We start from the raw sequence: 19,462 nt of genomic DNA on the forward strand, positions 1-19,462 counted from the left end.
GGAGAGGACAGGATGAACGATTTGGCACCAAGCGCGGTCAACATGCGCCTGATCGGCGCCATCGTGGCGGTGGCCACGATCGGCGGCTTCATGTTCGGCTATGATTCCGGGGTGATCAACGGCACGCAAAAGGGCCTGGAGGCTGCGTTCGAACTGGGCAAGGTGGGCATCGGTGTCAATGTCGGCGCCATTCTCGTCGGCTCTTCGATCGGCGCATTCGGGGCCGGGCGCCTGGCCGACCAGATCGGCCGGCGCGGGGTGATGAAGCTGGCGGCGGTGCTGTTTCTGGCCAGCGCGATCCTCGCTGGCGCTGCCGGCTCTTCGCTCATCTTCATCGTCGCACGGGTGATCGGCGGGCTGGGCGTGGGCGCGGCCAGCGTGATTTCGCCAGTCTATATTTCAGAAGTGGTGCCGGCCAACGTGCGCGGGCGCCTGTCGAGCGTGCAGCAGGTGATGATCATCACCGGGCTGACCGGCGCCTTTATCGTCAACTATATCCTGGCGCATGTTGCGGGAGAATCCACGGCGATCCTGTGGGCCGGGCAGCCGGCGTGGCGCTGGATGTTCTGGCTGCAGGCGCTGCCGGCGGCGATCTATTTCCTCGCGCTCATGGGCATTCCGGAAAGCCCGCGCTATCTCGTGGCCAAGGGCGATGACGCTGGCGCGCATGCCGTGCTCGCCCGCCTGCTCGGTGCCGCCAGTGCCACCCGCACCGTTGCCGAAATCCGCCAGAGCCTGGCAGCAGACCATCACCGTCCCAAGCTTTCCGACCTGATCGACCGCGCCACCGGGCGCATCCGTCCGATCGTGTGGACGGGGATCGGCCTCGCCGTGTTCCAGCAACTGGTCGGCATCAACGTGGTGTTCTATTATGGCGCCACGCTGTGGCAGGCCGTGGGCTTTTCCGAAAGCTATGCGCTGCAAACCAATATCATTTCGGGCGTTGTGTCGATTGCCGGGTGCCTCGCCACGCTGCTGCTGGTCGATCGCATCGGGCGCAAGCCGCTGCTGCTCACCGGCTCGGCCGGCATGGCGGTGACGCTAGGGATCGTTGCCTGGGCGTTTTCGACGGCGGTGCATGGCGCCGGTGGCGCGGTGTCACTGCCGGGCAACCATGGCGTGATCGCGCTGCTGGCCGCCAATGCCTATGTCGTGTTCTTCAACATGAGCTGGGGACCGATCATGTGGGTCATGCTGGGTGAAATGTTCCCCAACCAGATCCGTGGTTCGGGCCTGGCGGTTTCGGGCTTTGCCCAATGGATCGCCAACGCCGCCATTTCCGTCAGCTTCCCGGCGCTGGTCGTGTCGCCGGGCCTGGCGGTCACCTATTCGTTTTATGCGGCGGCGGCGGCCGTGTCGTTCTTCTTCGTGCGCGCCATGGTCAACGAAACCAAGGGCGTGACGCTCGAACAGATGCAGGGCTGATTGCCGCGCGCCGGGCCTGTTTCCGCCATGTGGAGCAGGCCCGGTCAGCGCTTGGGGCTGGTTTCCTGCAGACCGATCGCGCCGCGCAGGCCGGGAATCCATTGCCCCTTGTGCGCATCGAAGAACGGAAACGTGTTGATATAGGCCCAGACGCAGATCGGCACGCCCAGCGGGCGGAACGTTTTGAAAACGCTGCGGTAATAGGCGATGCGCTGGTCGGTGGGGATGGATTCGAACGCGCCGGTTTCCCCCATCAGCGGGATCTTGCCGGTGCGCGCGACATAGGCCTTGATCCGCTGCACATCCACCGGCAGCCGGGCAAGATCGGCCGGCGTGCCATACGTCCGGCCCAGCGGCGGGGAGGGCGCTACCCAGGTGGCGCCCTGGTGGGTGAACGCAAAGGGCTCGTAATAGTGGAACGTGGGCCAGACCTGCGGATCATCGGGCAGGTTCAGCGTGGCGAGCGAGGTGATATTGCTCCATTTCTCGCCGCCGATGATCACCGGGCGATTGGGATTGTGGCGGCGAATAGCCGCCAGCGCCGGCGCAAACGTGGTGACAAGATTGGCATTGTCGAGCGCGTCCTTGGGTTCGTTCTCGATCTCGAACCACAGCGTCTGGCGCGGGCGGTTGGCATAGTGATCGGCGATCTGCTGCCAGACGGCAGTAAACCACGGTTGGGCGCCCACCGGATCGGTGTTGATCGCCTCGAAATTGTGGCTGTTGAGAATGACTTTGAGCCCTGCGTGCAGGGCGCCATCCACCACCTGGTCCACCCGGGCGAACCACGCCGGATCAATCGTATAGGGCGGCGTTGCCAGGCTGTGGCTCGACCAGTTGACCGGCAGGCGCACCGTATCAAAGCCCGCTGCCTTGATCCGCGCGAAATCGGCCGCGCCGAGGCGATTGTGCTGGATTTCCCCGCCATGGGCCATGTCCAGGTGGTTGCCCAGGTTGATGCAGGTGGCCATCGGCAGGCTGGCCGGCTTGCGGGCCATGGCTGTGTGCGGCGCAAGCGCGGCACCGGCGAGCAGCAGCGTGGCGAGAGCCTGGCGCATCGGCGCAGGAAAGCGAGGCATTGCAGGCATCGTCATTCGCCTCCATCATCGCCGGACAGCGGCCACGTGGCCGGTCGGCGAGTGTGCAGTGCCAGCTATGGCGTGCCAAGCCTGTGACGGCAAAGGATTATGTGGCAAAGTCAGGCCAGTGCCACATGACATAGCCTGCGCCGCTAGTTCCATAATAAAGGTTATGTTAAATGACGTTTTCGGTCAGTTGCATACCTTGCAACCGTACTGGCCTGTTTCGCACTTGCGGAATATGCTGAAATCACCCATTTGGAACGGGCCTTTCAGGCATCCTCTCCCAAACTTTCAAGGGCCAGCCTTCGGGCTGGCCATTTTTTTGTCTGCAGCACGCATCAACCAGGTGTTGGTGGTTCAGGCCGCGTGGCCAAGCGCGCGTTTGACCGCTGGTATAATAGTATAAACCGCTTCACGCTGCGCGCCGCGGTTTTCATGGTCGACGCAATAGCCCTGGTAATGCCGCCGGATCAGCCCGGCGCGCACCAGATCGGACACTGCGCGGCTGACATTGGTGCGCCCGGAATGGCGCAGCCGATCCCGCAATTCGGTGGCGATGGCCTGTTCGGCTTGCGCCGGATCAGCCGGCAATGTCCCTTTCCGCGCCAGTTGTGCGCGCACCTCTTCCACCACGGCGCGCCGCCGGGCGTCACGCTGTGCCATCGGGATCAGGGCATCGCTCAACCAGTCGCGCACGGGAATGGCCTGGCCACCTTCGCGCACATAGGGGCCAGCGCTGTCCGACGTGCCGGCGGCTCGGGCAATCAGATTCAGTACCATGAAGGTATAGCGCGGCCGGGTGGATACTTCGGCCAGCTTTTCCAGTACGGCCGGCAGATCGATGTCATGCGGCGGCTGGACCCGCGCCGCATCGGCGCCGCCATCCGGCCCAGCCACGGGCGCGCCCTTCCCCGCCAGCGCACGCCTTGGCCGCCGTCCGGCCCGTGAGGGCGGCAGCGACGTGGCAGGCTCCGAGGCAAAGAGATCGGGCTGAAACATGCGAACATTTCAAGCACAAACCGCCGCCCTTGTGAATCCCCTGGATGCACGCGCGGCCAGGCCCGTGTCGATTAGCCAGTGGTGACACTTTACCCCAGCGCCTGGGTAAAGTGTCAGTCGTGGCGCTTCGCGAGGTGCGCTGCGGCCGACCGTGCGCTCTAATGCTGCCAAACATGGTGGCCCCAACCAGTTGATGGATGCGGCCAAACTGGCCGCCTGACCTGCTGCGCCCTTGACGGCAGCCGGCGTAGCGGCCAGTCCGCGATCGGTTTGGTTTCAATAGAGGGCAGCGCGGATATGGGTTTCAAGGTCTTGGCGCAAAGCCTGGCGACCGCGATGGTTGCAGCGCTGCTCGTTCCCGGTGCGGCCGGTGCCGAACCACTGCTGGTCGGTGGCTATACCGGCGGGGGCGGCCAAGGCATTGCCGTCTATGATTTCGATGCCCGCACCGGCCATATCGCCGCGCGGCCGCAGCAGGTCATGCCGGCGAGCAATCCGTCGTGGCTGACGCTTTCGGCAGACAAGCACCACCTCTATGCGGTGAACGAAAACAGCGACGGCCAGCCCGATCCGGTGGGCCGGGCATCGGCCTATCGCGTCGATCCGCGCAGCGGGCGCCTCGCGTTCCTCAACCGCATCGGGTCATTGGGCGCAGAACCCACCCACGCCAGCCTCAGCCGCGATGGCCGTTTCCTGTTCATTGCCAACTATTCGGTTTCGGCCGATCCGGGCGGCACGCTGGCCGTGGCCCCGGTTCTGGCCGATGGCCGCCTGGCGCCAGTGGCGCAGATCAAGACCCACCGCGCCAGCATGGTCGACGCCGATCGCCAGGCTTCGCCTCATGTTCACTCGGTGGTCTCGTCGCCCGATGGCCGGTTTGTGTTTGCCCAGGATCTGGGTGCCGATCGCATTCAGATCTACCGCTATGACGCAGCACATCCCGAGCATCCGCTCAGCGCGCTGCCGGGGCAGCCGTTCCTGGCCCTGCCGCCGGGTTCGGGCCCGCGTCACATGGTCTTTGCCCCCGGTGGGCGGCAGGCCTATGTCACGCTGGAGATGGCCGGCGCGGTGGCCGTGCTCGATCATGCCGATGGGCATCTTACCCTGCGCAAGGTGATCCCGCTCACCCCGCCCGGCTTTGCCGGCAAAGTGGGCGCAGCGGCGCTGCATCTCTCGCCAGATGGCCGCTTTCTGGCCGTGACCGATCGCGGCACCGACAATGTACTGGTCAGCTTTGCGATCGATCCTGCCGATGGCAGCCTGCGCCAGGTGGATCGCCACGCGGTCGATGGCGTGCAGCCGCGCGAATTCACCTTTTCGCCCGACGGGCGCTTCGTGCTGGTGGGCAACCAGGGCAGCAATGCCATCGTCGTGTTCCGCCGCGATCCGCAGACCGGGGTGGTGGGCGAAAGGGTTCAGACGGTGCCGTTCAGTCAGCCATCGGCGCTGTTGTTCCTGCGCTGAACCGCCAGCGCCACACCAGCGCGGGCAAAAGCAGCAGGGTCAGCAGCAGCGAGGTGGCCAGCCCGCCCAGGATCACCACGGCCATCGGCCCCTGGATCTCGCGGCCGGATTGGCCGGTCTCGATCGCCACGGGCAGCAGGGCAAAGGCGGTGACCAGCGCCGTGAGCAGGATCGGCGTCACGCGCTCGCGCGTCGCTTCCAGCAGAGTGTCGAGCGTCCACGGCCGCCCTTCGCCCAGGACGAGCTGATCGACATGGGCGACCAGCAGGATGGCATTGCGCGCGGAAATGCCGAACAGCGCGATGAAACCGACCAGCGCGCCCAGCGAGACCACGCCGCCAGTCAGCGCCACGGCCAATACCCCGCCCGCCATCGCTGGTGGCATGCCCGCCAGGATCAGCAAGGCCGGGCGCACCCCGCCAAAGGCCAGGATCAACAGCGCGACCATCGCCACGCCGGCCAGCGCGACATGGGCGAGCAACTGGCGCTGCGCCGCTGCCGCGCCTTCGGCCGTGCCCGCCCATGACAGGAACACGCCGGGCGGCAAGGCCACATCGCGGGCGATGCGCGCTTGTGCGGCCTTGACCACATCGGCCACGGCGTGGCCGGGCACGACATTGGCCGTGACAATCTGCCGACGCAGCCCGCCCTCATGGGCGATCAGCGCACGCGCCTCCCCCGGGGAGATCGTGGCGATATCCGCCAGGCGCACCGCGCCGCCGCTGGCCCCGCCGGCCGAGGCGCGCACCAGCGTATCGCCCAAAGCCTCGGGATCGCGGCGCAGGTCTGGCGGCAGCGTGACGGCAACATCGATCGCGCGATCGGCCAGCACGACCTGGCCCACCGTCTGCCCGGCAAAGGTCGCGCGAATGGCGTCGCCCGCATCGGCGGCGGTCACGCCATGCAGCGCCATGCGTGCGGGATCGAGCGTAACCCCCAGCATCGGCGTGCCGGGTGCGGCCTTCATGGTCACGTCGGTGGCGCCGGGCACGCTGCGCAACGCCGCGGCGATCGTGGCGCCGGTGCGATCGAGTGTGTCGAGATCGGCCCCCTGCACGCTGATCGCGATGGCGGCAGTTTCGCCCGACAGGCTTTCGCTGATGCGGTCGCCCAGGAATGTCGTCACTTCGCCCTGCAAGGCCGGGGTGGCGGCCAGCGCGGCGCGAATTTCGGCAAGGGCAGCGTCTTCGCCGCGCCCGCCCACCGATTTCAGGCGCAGGTGAAACTCGCCCTGGCTGGGCGGCCAGGTATCTTCGCCCGCTTCAGCGCGGCCGATCTGCTCTTCCACGCTCAAGACCTCGGGAATGGCGAGCAGCCGGCGCGACAGCTCTTCCCCGGTGCCGCGCATCCAGGCGAGCGAGGCGCCCGGCGGGCCGCTCACCTGTAGGACATAGTGCCGCTCGCGAAACGTGGGCAAAAGCTCGCTGCCGAACGACAGCGTTCCGACGAGTGCCAGCGCGCCCAGCGTCGCAATCGCCCCGGCGGCCACGCCGGGCCGCGCGCAAAGCCGGCGCATCAGCCCTTCATGCCAGTTCTTGAACCGTTCGAGCAGCGCCGGTTCGGCCACCGGGTTGCGCCCGCGCAACAGCATCAGCGCCAGCGCGGGCGTAACCGTCAGCGCGACCACCAGCGAGGCCATCGTGGCGAGCAGGAACGCCAGGCCCAGCGGCGCGAAGAACGCGCCCTGCAGGCCGGTCAACAGGATCACCGGCAGCATGGTCAGCGCCAGCACGAAGGTGGCATGCACCACCGGCGCGCGCACCTCGATCGAGGCGGCGGCGATGATCGCGCGGCGGTCGGCCTCGTCCGTCACGCCGCGCAGCCGGCGCACGATATTCTCGATATCGACGATGGCGTCATCGATCACCACGCCCAGCGCGACGGCCAGGCCACCCAGCGTCATCGTGTTGATCGTCTGCCCGGTGCGATCGAGCACGATCAGCGCGGCAAGCAGCGACAGCGGGATCGATACGAATGCGATCATCACCACGCGCACATCGCGCAGGAATACCAGCAGCACGACAAAGACCATCACCGCGCCGATCGCGAGATCGACGGTGATGCCCGAAAGCGCCACTTCGACGAAGTTGGCCGGGCGGTGCAGCGCTGGGTAAAGCGTCACGCCCTGCGCGCGCAAGGCGGGGGCAAGGTCAGCGATCGCGCGTTCCAGGGCGCGCGTGGTGTCGAGCGTATTCGCGCCATATTGGCTCGACAGCGTCATCAGCACGCCGGGCTTGCCCATGATCAGCGCATCGCCCACCGGCGGCGCAGCGGCGTCCGCCACTTGCGCGACATCGCCGATGCGCACGGTTCCGCCCGGGCCAGTGGTCAACACGGCAGCGGCAATCTGCGCGCCGGTGGTGGCGCTGGGGCCGGGATCGACCAAGATGCGCTGGTTGGGGGTATCGGCAAAGCCGCCGCCGTTGACATTGACCGCCGCGCTCACTGCCTGGCCCAGATCGGCAAAGGTGATGCCGCGCGCGAGCAGGCGGGCGGGATCGGCGCGGACCTCGATGCGGCGCTGTTCCCCGCCAAACACGTTGGCCCGCGCCACGCCCGGCACCGAAAGCAGGCGCGGCTTGATCGTCCATTCCGCCAGATCGCGCAGCTGCATCGGCGACCGGCGCTGGGACACCAAGCCGATCTTGAGCAGGTCCATCGTGGACGACACCAGCGGCGTCAGGCGCGGGGTATCGACGCCGGGCGGCAGGCGCGGAATCGCATCGGCCAGTGCTTCGGAAACCTGCTGGCGCGCGCGATAGGCGTCGTTGCCCTCGCGGAAGGTGATGTCGATTACCGACAGGCCCTGGATCGATTGCGAGCGCACCGTCTCCACGCCATTGGCGCCGTTGATCACCGCCTCGAGCGGGCGGGTGACCAGCATTTCCACCTGTTGCGGCGAAAGGCCCGGTGCCTCGGTCTGCACGCTGGCCTGGGGCGGCACGAATTCGGGAAACACGTCATAGGCTGCGCTGCGCAGCGTGGTCACGCCCAGCGCCAGCAGCACCACCGCGCCCAGCAGCACGAGCCAGGGATGGCGCAGCGATTGCCTGACCAGCGCCGACAGCATCAATCGTCCCCGCCGTCGGCCGAGGGCTGCGGCGCGGCGTGATCCAGGCCGAGCAGCGTGCCGGCGCCGGCGACGACCACCTGATCGCCGTCGTGCAGGCGCCCGATCGGCACGAACCAGCCGGGTGCCAGGGCGCGACCGTCTTCCAGCGGCACGCGTTCAAAGCGATCGGGGCTAGTGGCGCGCCACACGAACAGGCCGGCATCGGTGCGCACGATCGCGCTGCGCGGCACGATCACGCCCTGCCGCACCGGCCCGGTGGCCGAGGTGGTGGACGCCAGAATGCGGCCCACGCCGATGCGCGGCGCTTGCGGGCCGGTCAGCAGCGCCAGCGCGCCGCCGCTTTGCAACTGGGTGTCCCCCGCTGCGGCCGGGCCAAGCACGCGCACCTGCGCGGCGCCTGGCGCCAGGTCGATCTGCACCATGGCCCCCGCAGGCGGCGCGCCAGCGGGGAAATCGAGGCGCAGGATCGCGACCTCGCCCCGGCTGGCCTGCCGCGCCAGTGCCTCGGCCGCGCCGCAGCCCAGGTGCGACAGGCCAGCCCCGAATTCAAAAGTCACGCGCTGGCACGCCAGGTTGAGGCGGGCGGCGTCGGCGCGGGCCTGGGCGCGCGCGCTTTCCACCTCGCGCTGCGCGGCGCCGGCATCGGCCCCCGCCAATGCGGCCAGACGCGCGGCCTCCCTGGCAGAGGCGGACGCGGCCGCCCGCGCGCTGTCGATTTCTGCCCCGATAGCGGCCAGCGGGCCCAGATCGAGCGCGCGGGCATAGCCGGTTTCGCCCTGGCTCTGCGTCGTGGTGGCAAGCGCTGCGGTCACGATCCCGGCGCGCCGGCGCGTGGCATCGTCCACCACGAGTGCGCCCGTCGTGTTGGCGGGTGCGGCCGGCGCCGCGTGGGGCGCATCACCGCCATCGGGCGCCGCGAAATGGGCATAGCCCCACCCGCCCAACGCGCCCAGGGCGATGCCCAGCAGCAGCGCGGAAAAGGCGCCGCGACCTAGAGCCATGGCTGCACCAGTGCGGGGTCGATCATCGTTTCGGGTCCATCAAGCGGGCGCCGCAGCGCGTCTTCCAGGGCAAGATCGGCGCTGCGCACGCGGGTAAGCGCGTCGACCTGAGCCAGTTGCGCTTCCTGCGCGGCAATCTGTGCGGCGGCCCAATCGGCCGTGCCGATCGCGCCGAGTTTCAACTGCAGGTTGGCCTTGTCCGCCGCGCGGGCCGTGGCGGGCAGCTCTTCCCCGCGCAGTCGGGCGAGCGCGCCTTGCGCGGCCGTGCGCTCGGTCTGCGCCGCCTCGATCGCGGCCTGGGCGTTGGCCAGCGTGATCTCGATCGTGGCGCCGGCCTGGGCACGGTGCGCTTCAGCTGCGGCAATGGCAGCGCGGTTCAAGTCCCACGAGGGCAGCGAAAGGTTGAGCGCGAACGGCAGCTTCACCAGCCCACGCTCCCAGGTATAGCCCGGCCCCAGGCTGACGGCGGGATAGCGCTGCGCCACTTGCGCGCGCAGGTCAGCCTCGGCCTGGTCATAGCTGGCGAGCGCGCGCAGCACATCGGCGCGCGCGGCAATCGCCCGTGCCCGCTCCGCCGCCGACAGCGCCGGCAGGTTGGCCTGGGGCGCGGTGAAATCGTTCCACAGCAGTGCCTTGCCATCAAGGGCACTGACCGGCACGCCCAGCACGCCGGCCACGGCCGCGCGCCCGCCAGCGGCCCGTGCGCGCGCATCGTTGAGCGTGCGCAGCGCCGCCGCCCGCGCCGCGCGATAGGGATAAAGGTCAAGACTGGCGATCTCCCCGCGCCGCGCCCGGTCTTCCAGCACCGCCAGTTGCCGATCGCGCAGCGCCAGGATGCCGGTGCCCAGCCGCACCTGCTCGGCCCCGGCCATGGCATCGATCAAGCCGCGCTGCAGCGCCACGCGTTCCGACCAGACCATTTCGGCCAGATCCTGCCGCGCGACCAGCACGGCCAGGTCTGCCTTGGCCAGGCGCGCCGATCGCCGCCCGCCGATATCGAGCGGCAGGTTGACCGAGCCACCAAGCAGCCACGGCGAGGACGTGCTAGGATCGTTGGCATATTCGCTCGACAGCGTGAACGTGGGAGCGGCCACCTTGTGCGCGGCGCGGGCATCGCGCTGCGCGGAAAGCACCGCCGCGCGCGCTTCGGCCACGCGCGGGTCTTGCGCCAGGATCGCGGCGAACAGCTCGAGCCGGTCGAGGCCATCGGCCATATGCGGCGCGGCAGGGGCAATGCCTTGGGCGATCTGGCGCAGCTTTGGCTCTTCAAGTTGCGTGGCCACCCGCGCTGCGCTGCGGGCCGGCAGGTTTACCGGCGCGGGCGGCACCGGCGCGCAGCCAGCCGTGGCGGTGAGCAAGGCAGCGGTAATGGATAGTCTGCGCCTCACTGTTTTCGCTTTTCTATTTCTGTGCTTGGCCCAGCACCACCCCCAACCCCCTCCTCTAAAGAGGAGGGGGCTATGAACCCGCTCTCCCCCTCCTCTTCAGAGGAGGGGGTCGGGGGGTGGTGAGAAGCCTCACGCAATATCGCCATTCCCTAGCAACACGGCGTAACCGCCCTGCCGCTTCAAGAAAAGTGACCATTGCGCAACATTGGCTGGATCAGAACGTGATGCGCGCATCCACCATGAACGAGCGCGGCGCCAGGAACTGGAACTGGTCGTCCACGCCATAGGTCTTGCCATTGGCGATCGAGGTGATCGCGCGGTTGTTGAACACGTTCGACACCGTCGCGCCGATGCGGAAGCGGTTGGCGATCATCTGGCTGATGGCAAACTCGCCCACGCTGTAGGGCGCGATGCGATAGCTGCGCGGGCCAGTGGCGCCGGCGGTCGCTTCGGTGGCGTATTGCGGGCCGGTGAACTTCTGGCTGAACGAAACGCGCGTGCCATTGTGGTTGTAGAACGCGCCCAGTGCGGCGGTGGAGAACGGCGCGCTGGCGATCTGCGCCCCGCTCGTGACCGAATGGGCATAGTTGTACGAACCATTGGCAAACAACGTCAGGCCGGTGACGGGTACGAAGCTGACCTGGCCTTCCACGCCCTTGTAACGCACCTGGCCAATATTGACGAGCGCGTTGGAGGGCGCCCCGGTAGAGGTATCGGCCGCGATCTTGTTGTTGACGTTGATGATATAGCCATCGACGTCAACCGAGACGTGGCTGCCGTGCCACACCGTGCCGACCTGATAGTTGGTGGAGGTCTGCGGTTGCAGCTTGGCCAGGTTCTGCTGCTGCACGGCCTGGTCGGTCGAGGTGCCCGACGGCGTGTAGAAGCTCGACAGGTCAGGCACATACATGCCTTGCGCATACTGGCCATAGAACGACCAGTTCTCCTTGGCCTGCCAGTTGATCGTGGCGAACGGCAGCGTCTTGGTCCAGGTGGCGGCCGTGTCGATCGGATTGCGGCTCTTCTGGTTGACCGGCCCGCTGATCGAGCGGTTGAAGTGCACGTACTTGACGCCCGGCGTGATCGACAGCGCCTCGATCGGGTGGAACTCGAACTCGGCAAACAGCTGGTACTGGTTCCACTTGGAATATTGCAGGTAGTTGATGTTGGCATAGGCCGCGCTGGGCAGCGTGCCGACGCCGGTTACCGGCGCGAACTTTTCGTTGTACGACGGCATGCCGGTGGTGCGATCAAGGTCAAACCGCGCGCGGTCGGTATCGGCGTGCTCGTACCAACCGCCCACGCGGATCTTGCCGAGCGCGAAATCATAGTTGATCTGGCCGATATAGCCCAGCACGCGATACTTGTTGAGCTTGTAGTACCCCGGAATATCGCCCGCCACCGTCGTGGTCTTGTATGGCGAAGCCACCGTGCCAGCGCCGCTCAGCGCCAGAACCGAGCCGGTGTTCCCCGACATTGTGTTGTTGGTATAGCCATACATATAGGCGCGGTTGTCGAGCGACAGGCCGGGCGCCAGCTTGCTCTGCAGGCGGATGTACGAGAAATCGGTGGTCTTGTCGGTACGGTTGTACTTCCAGTAATCCTGCTTGGTCGGATCACTGCCCAGGCCATAGTTGAGGCCATATTGCCCGATCTGCGAGGTGGGCGTGCAGTTGTCGGCGGTCAGCTGCGTGCCGGCGGCCAGCGCCGTGCCGCCGGTGCCACAGGTGGCGCCCTTCTGCAGATCAGACTGGTAATAGAAGTTGCGGTTCCACGTGCTGAGCAGCGTCAGCGTGTTGGCCGTGCCGATCGGGATCACCGCCTTGGCGAACAGGTTCTTGGAATTGACCGGCGAATTGGTCAGCGCGCCGTCCGAACGCAGGAACTGGCCAGCGACCACGAACTTGGCGCCGCCCAGCTTGTCGATCGCGCCGCTCTGGAATTCGGCGCGGCCGATGAAAGTATTCCAGTTGCCGAGCAGGCCCTGGACCTGGCCGCCCATCTGGTCGCTTACCGCGCGCGAATACATGTTGATGTTGCCGCCATAGGTGGCCTGGCCCAGTTGGCTGGCGTTGCCCGGGCCGCGATCGACCACCACGGTTTCGATCGTGGTGGTGGGGAAGAACGCGGTGGAATGGTGCGTCGGGTTGTTGGTGTCGGCAAACGGGATCGAGTCATAGGTGACGTTGTAATCGCCATCCTGGAAGCCGCGGATCGTCGCCTTGGTTTCGGTAAAGCCGGTGCCGTTGTTGCTGCCCGAAATGCTCACGCTGGGGGTCAGCGCGATCAGCTGGTTGAAATCCGACGCGGCGTTGGCGTTGTCGATGAATTCGCGGCTGACCGCGGCCTGCGGCTGCGTGGTGGTGAGCGAGGCGGTGATCGGCGCCACTTGCGCGGCGCGGCTTCCGGTCACGATGATGTCGGACGAGGTGAGCGACTGCGCGTCGTTGGCCTGGCCGGCCTGGTTGGCGGTGGTTGATTGCGGATCGGATGCGGCCGGGGCCGCTTCTGCGGCAGCAGTGGCAGGGGCATCGGCAGCGTGGGCCGTGCAGGCGAGCAGGCTGGAGGCGGCCAGCAGGGCGGCGCGCAAGGGGTGCTTGATCATGATGTTCCTCAATTTATCATCAGGAAGAAGGGGATCGGGTGTCAGTGCGCCGGCCACTCGGCGCGGGCAGCCGCAACCATCGGGGCAAGGCGGGGATCGGAAAGCAGCGCCTGCGCGGCGGCGGTCGCCATGCCGTGGGCGGCCTCTACGTCGGTGGCAAAGTGCACGCCGCAGATCTCGCGGCTCAGCGTGTAATCCTGCGCCTTGGCCATCAGCGCGGCGGCGCGGTCGGGCGCGAGCTGCGCCAGAGTCCAGGCGACCGACCAGGCAAAGGCGGAATGCCCGCTGGGATAGGCCTTGAGCGCCTGCTCGCCCTTGCCGCAATGCGGCAGCGCGGGATCGACCATGAACGGACGGGCGCGGCGGAAATGGTGCTTGGCAACAGCGACCACGCGCTCCACTTCGTCCTGCACCAGATTGGCCAGCGCCAAAGTATGGGGCAGCGTGGCAATGTCCTTGCCCAGTGCCTTGTCAAAGATCGCCGGTTCCTTGTGCTCGCCATCCCAATCGGCCTGGGCGATCCGCTCGGGCGAAGACGCCGCGATCAGCGCGCGCAGGCGATCGAGATCGAGCTTTTCCTCCAGAGAGCCGGGCGCGGGCGGCGGGGCAAAGGCATGATCGGGCGCAAACGTGATGGCCGAAAGCCAGCGCGGCGCGGCATCAGCATGATCGGCCGCGTGGGCCGCAGGCACGACCATGCAGGCAGCCGCCAGCGCGGCCACAGACCGGAAGAATCGCATCGTGTGAAACCCCATGGGCGCCGGGCCATTCCCGTTGCGCCTGCCGACCCGCTAGGCACCGTCCATGACATTTGTGCGACAAGTGCCGCACCTGGCACGATTTGCCCGCAACATTGCAAATTGAGAATGTTTTGGAGGGTGGGTGTCAGGTTTAGCACCACCCCCCAATCACGCCGGAAACATCATCCGCACTTCCAGCCCCGGCGCATTGTCGGCGAGGGCCAGCGTGCCGCCATGAAAGCGCACGATGGCCTGGGCGATCGACAGGCCCAGCCCGCTGCCGCGCCGGCCGGCGGTTTCCGGGCCGCGTTCGAACGGGCGCACCACGCGGCTGCGATCGGCCGGGGCCAGGCCGGGGCCATCGTCGGCCAGGATCACCATCGCGCCCTCGTCGCGCTGCTCCACCCGCAAGGTTGCAGTGGTGCCCGGCGGCGTGTGCGTCGCCACGTTTTCAAGCAGGTTGACGAGCAACTGGTTGACCAGCCCGGCATCGGCCCGCACCACCGAGGCGTCCACCCGGCCCAGGCGCAGCGCGCCGCCGTGATCGGCCAGCACTGGCTCCATTGTTTCGGCCACGTCGGCCACCAGTGCGCCCAGATCGAGCGGGGCGACAGCAGTAGGGTGGCGCCCGGATTCCAGCTCGGCCAGGCGCAGCAGCGCGTCGAAGATGGCGATGACCGAGGCGCACTCGCGCTCTGCTCGCTCGACCAGCGCATCGGTATCGGCAGTGGCATTGGCTGCGGCGAGCAGGCCGCGCAGCCGGGTCAGCGGGGTGCGCAGGTCATGCGCCAGGGCGCTCGAAAACTGGCGCTGCGCGCTGACCAGTTCCTCCATCCGATCGAGCATGCGGTTGAGGCTGGCCGCCTGCTGGGCAAACATGCCATCAAGCCGATCGGTGGCGATGCGGCACGACAAGTCACCGCGCGCGATGGCATCGGCTGCGGCCTGGGTTTCCGCCAGGCGCAGCGCCGTCTGCCGCGCAAACAGCATGGTTGCGGCCAGCCCCGCCAATAGGGCGCTGGCAAAGATCGCCACGATCACGCCAGGCAGGATCGCCTGTAGGCTTTCGGCCGCCTCGCTGTGCTGCACCACCACGAACAGCGCACCATCGGGCAGGCGTGTGGCCAGCGCCCGCCCCTTGTGCACCACATGCGCGCGGCTGACATAGCGCACCGGGGAAAAGCCCGGCGGCGGCGGCGGAATGCGCAGCCGCCCGGCCAGCAGGCGGCCATCTGCGGCAAACAGGATATAGGTGCGCTCGCTCAGCGCCTTCTGCTGCTGCCACGCCTCGATCCGCGCGGCGACGATCGCGGCGTTCACCGACTGGCCGTTCTCCGGCGCCAGATACTTGCTGCTATGGTATTCCAGCGCGTCATCGATCCGCCGGGCAATGCGTTGCTGCGCCACGGCAAAGACCACCAGCCCCATCGCGAGCATGGCCAGCGCAAACAGCGCGCCGAACTGGATCGCCAGGCGGCCCATGCCCAGCGGGAACGCCGCCTCGCGCCCGCCGCGCGCGGAAGCGATGCTGCCGGCGATCACGCGCACAGCCCGCTGCGCAGCACATAGCCATGCCCGCGCTGGGTTTCGATCGGATCGATGCCCAGGTCGAGCAGGCGGGTACGCAGCCGGCTCATGTTGCTTTCGACGATATTGGTAGTGGGCGCAAAGGCATAGCCCCAGACATGTTCGAGCAGCATGTCGCGCGTCACTACCTTGTCGGCATGGCGCATCATGTGGGCCAGCAGCGAATAGAGCTTGCGGTTGAGCAGCGCCTGTTGCCCCGCGAACGCCGCGCTGTGGCGCGAGGGATCGAGCACCAGGCGCCCAACGGCCAGGCGCGCCGCCTCGGCCGGGCCGGGCCGCCGCCGGGTGATGGCATTGAGGCGGGCGAGCAGTTCCTCGATCGCAAAGGGCTTGGCCAGGTAATCGTCCCCGCCCGCTTCGAGTCCTTCGATCCGGTCGGCCAGGGAGCCCAGCGCGCTCAGCACCAGCACCGGCGGTCGCGCGTCGCCCGCCGCGCGCATCGCGCTCAACACCTCCAGCCCGCCCAGATCGGGCAGCATGCGATCGAGCACCACGGCGTCATAGCGTCCGCGTGACAGCCGCTCCAGCGCAGCACGCCCGGTCGCGGCATGATCGGCCGATCGCCCCGCAGCGCGCAAGCCGTCGAGCACGTGCGCGGCGATCACCGGATCGTCTTCCACCACCAGGCAATGCATCGCCACCCCCCCATGGAAAAGGCGGCGATTAGGCGGAAAATGTTGCCGTGGTATGACGGCCATCGCACGATTGCGCGCGCTGTCGGCGGGGCAGCGCGATCGCCCGGCACCGATCATGTTTTGCTGCGTTATCTGGCGCATGACCTGCCCCACCCCGTCTTTTCGCCCCGCCTCCGTCGCCATCGTAACCGGAGGGGAATCCGGTATTGGCCGGGCCACCGCGCTCAAGCTGGGCAAGGCCGGCGTGCCGGTGGTGCTGACCTATTTCAAGGATGCCGCCGCCGCCGATGCGGTGGTGGCCACCATTGCCGAGGGCGGCGGGCAGGCGGCCGCGATCGCTGCCGATGTCGGGCAGGAAGACGCGGTGGAACGCCTGTTCGAACTGGCCGAGCGTCGCTTTGGTCCGGTCAACCTGCTGGTCAATTCCGCCGGCCTCAACATGACCGGGGTGATGATCGAGGATATGGCGCTGGCCCAGTTCGACCGCCTGATCCGCGCCGATCTCTATGGCCCGTTCCTCACCTGCCGGCGCCTGGTGCGTGGTCTGGCCTCGGCAACCACCCCACATGGCGGCCGCATCGTCAACATCTCGTCGATCCACGAAAACGCGCCGCGTCCCGGCGGGGTGGATTATGATGCTGCCAAGGGCGGGTTGGCGCAACTGACCAGAACTCTCGCGCTCGAACTTGCGCCCAAGGCCATCGCGGTCAACGGCGTGGCGCCAGGCATGATCCTGACCCCGATGAACCAGTCAGCACTCGATCACCCGGACGAATTGCGGCGCAAGCAGGCGGCCATTCCCTGGGGCCGCGCCGGCACGCCAGAAGAAGTGGCCGATCTCGTGCTGTTCCTGCTCTCGCCGCAGGCCGATTACATCACCGGCACCACCGTCACCATCGACGGCGCGCTGTCGCTCACCGTTGCGCAGGGAGCCTGAGCCATGGTTGCCTATGTGGTGGAAGAACTCCAGGACGTGACGCTCGATATCGCTGGCCCGGAAGGCCGGCTGGCGCATTACGACCTGATGAGCCCATTCGTCTGGACCGAGGGCGACAGTTACCGTCTTCTGGTAAGAGTGCTGCCCAACCCCTTGCTTGCAAACGATCCGACAGGCGTAATCTGGGCGGGCGATTCGTCCGATGGCCGTTGTTTCACCATGCGCCATGCCCCGGCCATCACGCCCGGCCCGCATCCCGATGATGCCGGCGGCTGCGAAGATCCCACCGTGGTGCACGGCGAAGACGGCAACTATACGATCTTCTACACCGGCGTGGACGCCAAGCGGTCACAAGGATCGCTGCTGGTGGCGCAAGGGCCCTCGCTGACCGACCTGCACGAGCATCGCGTGCTGCTCAAGGCGCCGGAGGGCGAAGGCAATATCAAGGAAGCCACCGTGGCGCGGGCGCCGGACGGCACGTTTCGCCTGTTCTACGAATATGCCAAGGACAATGCCTCGCGCATTGGCCTGGCCACCGGGCCATCGCTGAAAGGGCCGTGGACGGTGATCGACGATCCCTTCACCGTGCGCGACGACAGCTGGGACAATTGGCACCTGTCGACCGGGCCGATCGTGCAGCACGATGGCCAGGACCCGGTGATGTTCTACAACGGCGCCACCGCCGATGCGCGCTGGCGTATTGGCTGGATCAGCTTCTCGCCCGATTTTTCGCGCATTACAGGGCGCGGCATCGAGCCGATCCTGTTGCCGCCACCCGCACGCAGCCGAGACGCCACCGACATTGCCTTTGCGGCATCGTGCCTTGTCATGCCCGATGCGATCTGGCTCTATTATTCATTGGAAGACAAGATTTTGCGCCGCGCCCGCATCGCCTGCTACGGCTGATCGCGGTCAGTCTATGGCGATGCCCTGCTCGGCAAAGAACGCCGCCACCTCACCCAGCGCATCCTCGTGCCGTTTCCATCGCGCCAGTGCATCGCGATAGATCGGGCGACGGACCTGGGCCGCGCTGGGCGTGGAAACCGGGGCCTGGTTGCGGTGGAAATCGAGGCAGGCGGCGTCCCAGGGCAGCCCGGCGTGATCGAGCATGCGGCGCGTCACGCCTTCCTGGTCTGCCACCAGATCCTCGTAGGATACCTCCAGGATGCGGCCGGGCATGGCCGCTTGCCAGAAGCGCATCAGCCCGTCGAAGCGCGCATAATAGCGGGCGATGTCCATCAGGTCATAGCTGTAGTCGTAATAGCGCGAGGTGATCGCAAACAGGTTGCGGAAGTTGCTCAGCACCGTGTCCATCGGATGGCGGCGCAGGCATATGATGCGCGCGTTGGGCAAAGAACCGGCCACTATTCCGGCATAATGAAAATTTCCGGGAAATTTGTCGACAAAGCGCCGCGTCGTGTCGCGTCGGTGATGGCGCGCGCGGACCAGGTAATCATGGCCGATGGCGCCCAGATCCGCCGCACGCAGCGCGGCGATGGTGTCGGGATCGAGCACGGTGCGCGTGCGCGTGCCGGCGGCGTGCTTCACCGCCAGCGGCATGGCCTGCAGTTCGCCCGCGCTTTCTACTTCGGGGTGCGAGGACAGGATGCGGTCGACCAGCGTGGTGCCGGTGCGCGGCATCCCGATGACGAAGATCGGCGCCTCTGTCGGCGCATCAGCCACCGGGGTGCGGGACAATGCCGGCCAGGCCGCCTCGATCGCGTCGAAATTAGCGGCATCGCTGGCAAAGCGATAGGGCAGCCGGGCGCGATGCTCCGCATTGGCAGCAGCCAGCGCGGTGAACGCGGCGTCGTGCTCGCCAAGATCGTCAAGCTCCTTGGCCAGGGCATAGCCCAGCAGCAGGCGATCGCGCGGATCGTGCGCCGCGTCCAGTTGCGCGCGCAGGCGTGGCACATGGTGGCTGTCTGCCGTGTGCCGCTTGAGGCTGGCGAGCAGGTGATGCGCGCGGCCATGGCCCGGCGCGCGCGCGATCAGCGCTTCGAGCGCGGCCTCCGCCTCGCTGACCTGCCCGACGAAATTGAGCGCCGCAGCGTGGTTGTAGCGGTATTCGAGAATGTCGGGCGCTTGTGCCACGGCATGGGCAAAATGGGGCAGCGAGGCGGCATGGTCGCCCAGGCGGGCATAGACGCAGCCCATGGTATCGCGGCTCAGCGCATCATCGGGCAGCGCCTGTTTGGCCTCGGCCAGAGCCTGCGCGGCGGCGCTGTCCTGCCGGGTCATGATCAACAGGCGGGCAAGCTGCGCGCGGTATTCGCCCTGGGGATCGCGCGCCACAGCCTGGCGCAGCAGGGCGATCGCGGCGCTGATCCGTCCCTGCCCGGCTTCGGCCAGGCCCAGCAGGAACAGCGCCTCCGCCCGCTGCGGGGCCGCATCGCCAACCATCTGCGCCGCGCACACGACGGCCGGCCAATCACCCCGCGCCAAGGCGGCGCGCGCGGCGGCAATCTGCGGATCGGTCTTGCTCATCCCGCCCTGTGCCATGGGCGCGGTGGAACTGGCAAGCGT

Annotated in this window: 14 protein-coding genes; 4 read left to right on the plus strand and 10 right to left on the minus strand. The window is 67.4% G+C overall.

The window, feature by feature from the left end; genetic code table 11:
- The first annotated feature begins 12 nt into the window (after positions 1-12).
- Positions 13-1,425: a sugar porter family MFS transporter gene (locus SCA01S_RS05760; RefSeq protein WP_062783840.1), complete on the plus strand. Its 1,413-nt coding sequence runs from the start codon at positions 13-15 to the stop codon at positions 1,423-1,425.
- A gap of 44 nt (positions 1,426-1,469) precedes the next feature.
- Here the strand turns inward: SCA01S_RS05760 and SCA01S_RS05765 are convergent, their stop codons facing one another.
- Positions 1,470-2,513 (minus strand): glycoside hydrolase family 5 protein, encoded by a 1,044-nt coding sequence (locus tag SCA01S_RS05765; protein WP_245652461.1) that lies wholly within the window; start codon positions 2,511-2,513, stop codon positions 1,470-1,472.
- A 351-nt stretch (positions 2,514-2,864) separates the two neighbouring features.
- Positions 2,865-3,506, minus strand: a complete 642-nt coding sequence (locus SCA01S_RS05770) for a hypothetical protein (RefSeq protein WP_084390801.1) — start codon at positions 3,504-3,506, stop codon at positions 2,865-2,867.
- Positions 3,507-3,803: 297 nt separating this feature from the next.
- Between SCA01S_RS05770 and SCA01S_RS05775 the strand changes: the two genes are divergently transcribed.
- Positions 3,804-4,970, plus strand: a complete 1,167-nt coding sequence (locus SCA01S_RS05775; protein ID WP_218016387.1) for a lactonase family protein — start codon at positions 3,804-3,806, stop codon at positions 4,968-4,970.
- Here SCA01S_RS05775 and SCA01S_RS05780 read toward each other — a convergent pair.
- From SCA01S_RS05780 to SCA01S_RS05810, 7 genes are all read right to left on the minus strand, one after another.
- Positions 4,936-8,040: an efflux RND transporter permease subunit gene (locus SCA01S_RS05780; protein WP_062783846.1), complete on the minus strand. Its 3,105-nt coding sequence runs from the start codon at positions 8,038-8,040 to the stop codon at positions 4,936-4,938. The genes SCA01S_RS05775 and SCA01S_RS05780 overlap by 35 nt on opposite strands.
- Positions 8,040-9,044: an RND family efflux transporter gene (locus SCA01S_RS05785; protein ID WP_062783849.1), complete on the minus strand. Its 1,005-nt coding sequence runs from the start codon at positions 9,042-9,044 to the stop codon at positions 8,040-8,042. The genes SCA01S_RS05780 and SCA01S_RS05785 overlap by 1 nt, the downstream gene beginning before the upstream one ends.
- The gene (locus tag SCA01S_RS05790) at positions 9,035-10,432 is read right to left on the minus strand and encodes a TolC family protein (RefSeq protein ID WP_245652462.1); all 1,398 of its coding nucleotides are present in this window, start codon (positions 10,430-10,432) and stop codon (positions 9,035-9,037) included. Before SCA01S_RS05790 ends, SCA01S_RS05785 begins: the two co-directional genes overlap by 10 nt.
- 214 nt (positions 10,433-10,646) lie before the next feature.
- Entirely contained in the window at positions 10,647-13,037 is a 2,391-nt protein-coding gene (locus tag SCA01S_RS05795; protein ID WP_062783852.1) for a TonB-dependent receptor, read from the minus strand.
- Between the two features lie 41 nt (positions 13,038-13,078).
- Complete coding sequence (locus tag SCA01S_RS05800) at positions 13,079-13,777, minus strand: phosphatase PAP2 family protein (RefSeq protein WP_062783855.1); 699 nt, start codon at positions 13,775-13,777, stop codon at positions 13,079-13,081.
- Positions 13,778-13,945: 168 nt separating this feature from the next.
- Complete coding sequence (locus tag SCA01S_RS05805) at positions 13,946-15,319, minus strand: HAMP domain-containing sensor histidine kinase (protein WP_245652463.1); 1,374 nt, start codon at positions 15,317-15,319, stop codon at positions 13,946-13,948.
- Positions 15,316-15,999, minus strand: a complete 684-nt coding sequence (locus SCA01S_RS05810) for a response regulator transcription factor (RefSeq protein ID WP_062783858.1) — start codon at positions 15,997-15,999, stop codon at positions 15,316-15,318. Before SCA01S_RS05810 ends, SCA01S_RS05805 begins: the two co-directional genes overlap by 4 nt.
- Before the next feature lie 139 nt (positions 16,000-16,138).
- On the opposite strand from SCA01S_RS05810, the gene SCA01S_RS05815 reads away from it, so the two are divergent.
- Positions 16,139-16,936, plus strand: coding sequence for an SDR family NAD(P)-dependent oxidoreductase (locus SCA01S_RS05815; RefSeq protein WP_062784283.1), 798 nt, complete (start codon positions 16,139-16,141; stop codon positions 16,934-16,936).
- 3 nt (positions 16,937-16,939) lie between these two features.
- Positions 16,940-17,842 carry a glycoside hydrolase family protein gene (locus SCA01S_RS05820; RefSeq protein WP_062783861.1) on the plus strand — a complete coding sequence of 301 codons (903 nt, stop codon included), beginning with the start codon at positions 16,940-16,942 and terminating at the stop codon, positions 17,840-17,842.
- 6 nt (positions 17,843-17,848) lie between these two features.
- On the opposite strand, the gene SCA01S_RS05825 is transcribed toward SCA01S_RS05820, so the two are convergent.
- Positions 17,849-19,423: a tetratricopeptide repeat-containing sulfotransferase family protein gene (locus tag SCA01S_RS05825; RefSeq protein ID WP_062783864.1), complete on the minus strand. Its 1,575-nt coding sequence runs from the start codon at positions 19,421-19,423 to the stop codon at positions 17,849-17,851.
- Between the last annotated feature and the right edge of the window lie 39 nt (positions 19,424-19,462).

The organism is Novosphingobium capsulatum NBRC 12533, assembly GCF_001598375.1.
GTDB classification, from domain to species: domain Bacteria; phylum Pseudomonadota; class Alphaproteobacteria; order Sphingomonadales; family Sphingomonadaceae; genus Novosphingobium; species Novosphingobium capsulatum.